Source organism: Gammaproteobacteria bacterium, assembly GCA_028817255.1.
Taxonomy (GTDB): Bacteria; Pseudomonadota; Gammaproteobacteria; order Porifericomitales; family Porifericomitaceae; genus Porifericomes; species Porifericomes azotivorans.
The window spans coordinates 1-3,992 of sequence record JAPPQA010000058.1 but is presented as its reverse complement, the minus strand read 5'-3'; the positions used below and the strand labels follow the sequence as shown (position 1 = coordinate 3,992).

5 protein-coding genes are annotated in these 3,992 nt (G+C 65.9%); all 5 read right to left on the bottom strand.

Going from position 1 to position 3,992, the window contains the following annotated elements:
* Positions 1 to 43: 43 nt before the first annotated feature.
* Positions 44 to 1,399: an acetyl-CoA carboxylase biotin carboxylase subunit gene (gene accC / locus OXU43_02990; GenBank protein ID MDD9824126.1), complete on the bottom strand. Its 1,356-nt coding sequence runs from the start codon at positions 1,397 to 1,399 to the stop codon at positions 44 to 46.
* A gap of 69 nt (positions 1,400 to 1,468) precedes the next feature.
* On the bottom strand, positions 1,469 to 1,918 hold the full coding sequence (gene accB, locus OXU43_02985) for an acetyl-CoA carboxylase biotin carboxyl carrier protein (GenBank protein ID MDD9824125.1): 450 nt from the start codon (positions 1,916 to 1,918) through the stop codon (positions 1,469 to 1,471).
* A 41-nt stretch (positions 1,919 to 1,959) separates the two neighbouring features.
* On the bottom strand, positions 1,960 to 2,412 hold the full coding sequence (gene aroQ / locus OXU43_02980; protein ID MDD9824124.1) for a type II 3-dehydroquinate dehydratase: 453 nt from the start codon (positions 2,410 to 2,412) through the stop codon (positions 1,960 to 1,962).
* A gap of 46 nt (positions 2,413 to 2,458) precedes the next feature.
* Positions 2,459 to 2,998 carry a TlpA disulfide reductase family protein gene (locus tag OXU43_02975; protein ID MDD9824123.1) on the bottom strand — a complete coding sequence of 180 codons (540 nt, stop codon included), beginning with the start codon at positions 2,996 to 2,998 and terminating at the stop codon, positions 2,459 to 2,461.
* Positions 2,995 to 3,992 (bottom strand): thioredoxin family protein (locus tag OXU43_02970; protein MDD9824122.1); only part of this gene is annotated, 998 nt, incomplete at its 5' end. The genes OXU43_02970 and OXU43_02975, both read right to left, overlap by 4 nt.

Below are 3,992 nucleotides of genomic sequence, written 5' to 3'. Positions count from 1 at the left end.
ATGGCGGCTTGTAGGGGTCATAGCCGCCCCGGGCTCCGGCGCCCTACTTTACCGGATTGCGGGCCAGCCACTTCTCCAGAAAGTGGATATTCGGCGCGCCGGCCGCCAAGTCCGAATCCTTCACCAGGCGGCGGTGCAACGGGAGGTTGGTCTCGATTCCCTCGATCACAATCTCGTTGAGCGCGTTGGCCAGGCGGGCGAAGGCCGCCTCCCGGGTCTCGGCATGGACGATCAGCTTGCCGATCATGGAGTCGTAGTGGGGGGGAACCCGGTAGCCCTGGTAGATATGCGTGTCCATTCGGACCCCCGGCCCCCCGGGCGGGTGGTAGTGCCTCACGGCGCCCGGGGATGGGGCGAAGGTGTCGGGATGCTCGGCATTGATCCGGCACTCGATGGCATGACCCCGCCACTGGATATCCCGCTGTTCCAGGGACAGCTTCTCTCCCGCCGCGATGCGCAACTGCTCTTTAACGATGTCAATGCCGGTCACCATTTCCGTGACGGCATGTTCCACCTGTATGCGAGTATTCATCTCGATGAAGTAAAAGCGGCCGTCCTGGTAGAGGAATTCCAGCGTGCCCGCCCCGCGGTAGCCGATGCTGCGGCAGGCCTCGATGCAGATCTTTCCCAGGCGCCGGCGTTCCTGCCCGGAAAGCCCGGTCGCGGGCGCTTCTTCGATCAGCTTCTGATTGCGGCGTTGCACAGAGCAGTCCCGCTCGCCCAGTTGCACGACGTTCGCGTACTGGTCGGCCAGCACCTGGACCTCGATATGCCGCGGCTGCGACAAGTATTTCTCCAGGTACATGGTATCCGTGCCGAATGCGTTTTTCGCCTCGATGCGCTTCAGCGACAGCGCATTCAGCAGCGTCGCCTCGCTGTGCACGACCCGCATGCCGCGGCCGCCGCCGCCGGCCGCCGCCTTGATCATCACCGGGTAGCCGATCTCCTGCGCCAGACGCAGGCACTCCTGCGGCCGGTCCGCCGGCAGCGCGCCGTTGCTGCCCGGCACGCAGGAGATCCCGATCTTTTTCATTGCCGCGATCCCGCTCAACTTGTCGCCCATGACGCGAATGGTTTCCGGGCGCGGCCCGACGAACACGAAACCGCTGCTCTCCGCCTGTTCCGCGAAGGTGGCGTTCTCCGCCAGGAATCCGTATCCCGGGTGAATCGCCTCGGCATCGGTAACCTCGGCGGCGCTGAGCAACGCGGGAATATTCAGGTAGCTTTGCGGCGCCGGGCCCGGCCCGATGCAGACGGTCTCGTCGGCCATCAGCACATGCTTTTGATCGCGGTCCACCTCCGAGTGCGCCGCCACGGTCTTGACCCCCAGTTCCCAGCACGCGCGAAGGATCCGCAGGGCGATCTCCCCGCGATTGGCGATAACCAGTTTATTGAACATCGGCGCTTCAGCTATGGCATCGGAGCTTGGCGAGGCGCGCCCTCTCCGGCGCCGGCCCGGGCGCGAAAATCACTTGCGGATCGCGAACAGAGGCTCGCCGTATTCGATGGGGTCGCCGCTTGCCACGAACACCTTTTCCACCACGCCGTCGGTATCGGCCTCGATGTGATTCATTACCTTCATCGCCTCGATGATGCAAAGCACATTGCCCTTTTTGACCGTCTGCCCCGAGTGGACGAAGGGCTTCTCGTCCGGCGCGGGCGCGGCGTAGAACGTGCCGACCATGGGCGCCCGAAAGATATGTTGCCTCGGATCCGCTTCCGCCTCCGCGCCCGGGGGCGCGCCGCCGGCGCCCGCATTCGCGTCTGCCGCGGCGGGGCGCGCCGTCGCCGCCGCCGCCGTCGTTTCCCTGCCTTGACGGCTGATGCGCACCTGCTCTTCGCCCTCGCGCAATTCCAGTTCGGTGATTTCCGACTGTTCCAGCAACTGGATCAGTTTTTTGATTTTGCGTATATCCATTGGCCGCGAGGGTTCCTTTCCCTTTCCTTTCCCTTTCGTTTTCAGTCGCCCGCCCAGTGCCGGTGCAATGCGGCGAGCGCCAATTCGTAGCCGATCTGTCCCATCCCGCAGATCAGGCCGAATGCGATATCGGACAGATACGAACGGCGGCGGAACGCCTCGCGGGAGAGCGGGTTCGAGATATGCACCTCGATAAAGGGAATGGCCACCGCCAGCAAGGCGTCCCGCAGCGCGATGCTGGTATGGGTCAGGGCGCCGGGATTGATAATGATGGCATCGCAGCCCTCCTGCCCGGCGGCCTGAATGCGCTCGATCAACTCGTGCTCGGCGTTGCTTTGAAAACAATCCAGCCGCACGCCGCATTCGGCCGCCTGCTGGCGCAGGCGGGAGTGGATCTCGTCCAGCGAGCCTTTGCCGTAAATTTCCGGCTCGCGTTGCCCCAGCAGGTTCAGGTTGGGGCCGCCGAGCACCAGAATTTTCTTCGTTCGTTCCATGTTCGGGTCATATATATTCGGTTCGTATTCGCGGGCGCCGGGCCGGTCACAGCCAGCGCAACAACTGTTTCTCGGCTTCCGGACCGTGCAACCTGCCCCAGCGCGAGAACACGATCTCGCCGGAACGAGAGACGATGACAGTATAAGGCAAGCCGCCCACGCGGTTTCCGTACGCCTCGGCCACCTGCACAGCCTCCAGCCCGCCGATCAGCACCGGGTAGTTGATCTCCAGCTGCGCGGAGAAATCCCGGGCGTTCTGGGCCTGGTCAATGGCAATGCCCACGAACCGCAGCCCCCGGGTCTCGTATTTTTCCTGCAAGGCAATGAACTCGGGTATCTCTTCCCGGCAGGGCAGGCACCAACTGGCCCAGAAATTCACCACCAGCACCTTGCCGTCCCATTCCGCCGGAGTGTGCATGCGCCCCTCCAGGTCCGGCAGGCGGAAATCGGGGCGCGGCTTGCCCAGTGCCGGCACCGGGTCCGCGCCGCGCCAGCCGGGTTCGAGCCACGCGCGCAGGGAGAACCCCAGGGCGGCGGACAGCAGCGCCGTCGCCGGCAGGCTCCACCAGAGCCAACCGTTCCTCATGAGGCAAGCGCCTGCCGGACATGCAGGACGAACTCCTCGGCCCCGAGGAAGGTGTAGATGCGGTACGAATCGCGCTCGCGCGCGTCGTCTCCGAAAAACAGCAGGGCCGGCGGCCCCAGCAAGCCGAATTTCTCGAGCAGCAACCGGTCCGCCTCGTCGTAGGCGGTCACATCCACCTGTAACAACACGGCCTGCCGCAGCGCATCCCGCACCCGCGGGTCGGTAAAGGTTTCCCGCTCCAACTGTCTGCATACCACGCACCAGTCGGCGCGAAAATCGAGCATCACGGCGCGGCCCTGCCGGGCGGCCGCCTGCAAACTGCTGTCCAATTCGGCGACATCGCGCACGCGCCGAAAATCCAGGCCCGGGTGTTCCGCGGCGGCCTTTTCGCCGCCGCCGAAGTTTGCCAGCGGCCGCAGCAAGTCGCCGTTGCCGCCCGCCGCCCCCACGATCAAAGCCGCGCCGTAAAACAGCATTCCCAGGCCCAGCCCCTTCCCCAGCCGGGGCCACTTGCCCCGGTCCGGCAACGGGTCCAGGGCGCCCAGGAAGACCGCCGTGGTAATCAGCAGCATGGCCCACAGGAACAGGGTCAGCGGCCCGGGAAGCAACTGCCCCAGGAACCACAGGGCCAGCCCCAGCATGGCGACGCCGAAGGCTTTTCGGACCACCGTCATCCACGGCCCGGCCCGCGGCAACAGGGCGCCTGCCGTGCCGCCTATCAGCAGCAACGGCATTCCCAGGCCCAGCCCCATCGCGCCCAGCGCCATCCCTCCCAGCAGGGGATCCCCGTAGAGGTTGGCGAAGGCAAGGGCGGCAAACAGCGGCGGGGCCGTGCAGGGCCCCACCATCAGCGCCGACAAAACCCCCATGGCCCCCGCCCCCCGCAGGCCGCCCCGGGATTCCCGCCTGCCCCAGGAATCCAGCCTGTCGCGCCAGGCGGCGGGCAGCTGCAACTCCCACCCGCCCAGCATGGCCCAGGCCAGCAGCGCCAGCA